Source organism: Methylobacterium sp. WL18 (assembly GCF_008040015.1).
Taxonomy (GTDB): domain Bacteria; phylum Pseudomonadota; class Alphaproteobacteria; order Rhizobiales; family Beijerinckiaceae; genus Methylobacterium; species Methylobacterium mesophilicum.
Genome location: NZ_VRVD01000977.1, coordinates 1 through 1,220 on the forward strand (window position 1 = coordinate 1; position 1,220 = coordinate 1,220).

General features: G+C 66.1%; 1 protein-coding gene. It reads right to left on the bottom strand.

Annotated features, from left to right (window positions below; all coding sequences use genetic code 11):
• Window positions 1-22 precede the first annotated feature (22 nt).
• Window positions 23-1,138: an ISAs1 family transposase gene (locus FV228_RS30245; protein WP_147857791.1), complete on the bottom strand. Its 1,116-nt coding sequence runs from the start codon at window positions 1,136-1,138 to the stop codon at window positions 23-25.
• Window positions 1,139-1,220: the final 82 nt, after the last annotated feature.

The window sequence follows — 1,220 nt, forward strand, 5'->3', positions numbered from 1 at the left end:
CAGGGCGATCGCTTGAAGGGGATCAGGCGGTCTGAGTGACGATGGCTCTGAGGTAGTCGTGGTTCCAAGCGGCGGCTTTTCTGCGGGTCTTGAGGCTGTCCGTGTCGGATGCGGTGCGGATGAGGTTCATGGCCATGTGCTTGATGGTGGCCATGTTGTGAGGCCCGTTGGCGGTGCGCAGGCGCATGAGATCGTCATGGAAGACGACATCGAGCACCCAGTGGAGCCGGTTCTCGATGCCCCAGTGAGCGCGCACGGCACGGGCGAACAGCTTGGCGTCGAGGGGGAGCGAGGACAGGAAGTAGCGCCGCTCGACCGAAGTCGTGTCGCCGCGTCCGACCGTTGCCTCGACCATGGCGATGGCCTCGAGGCCGGGGAAGCGCGGCGCGCCGGGATAGCGGCGATCCGCGGTGAGCCAAGCGACGTCGTGGCAGACGACATGGCGGCGGATCTCGCTGCGGCCGTGGCCGAGATCGATGGTCTCGTGGCTGTCGAGGCGGGCCTGCCCGGGGTCTGCGAAGAACAGGCGCACGTCCTCGGCGAGCACGGGCCAGTTGTGTTTGAGCGCGAGGAGATAGTCGGCGCCCTTGTCGAGGATGGTCTGGGCGATGGCGGTCTGCGTGCCCATGGCGTCGATCGTCACCAGGGCGCCGGTCAACTGCAGCCGCTCCAGCAGCAGCGGGATCGCCACGATCTCGTTGGCCTTCTCACCCACGGCCTCCTGGCCCAGCACCAAGCGCTGGCGCGTGGCCCAGGCCGAGACGACATGGAGTGGATGGCCGCCCTTGGCGCGGGCGCGACGCGAACTCTTGCCATCGATCGCGACGATGTCGGGCTCGGTCTCGCGCAGGGCCTCGACCCAGGCGGCAAAGCACGCCGAGAACAGGCCTGGATCGAGGGCGTTCAGAACGTCGTTGAGGGTGTCGTGCGACGGGATGCCATGTCGGAACGGCAGCATCGTGCGCAGGAATTCCAGCTTCTCCCGGCCCCAGCGTCGGATCTCGACGAAGTCCTCGGCCGAGGCCAGGGTCGCGCACAGGACCAGCAACATGATCTCCGGCAGCGGGTAGACCACCTTCCAACTCTGGCGCGGGTCTTCCAACGCCGAAAAATGCTCCACCAGTGCCTTGCCTGACATCGGATGCCTCACCAGACCGAGGCCCCCTGTGAATCACGCAAAAGGCAACACCGAAATCCATTCCTTTCAAGCGATCGCCCTG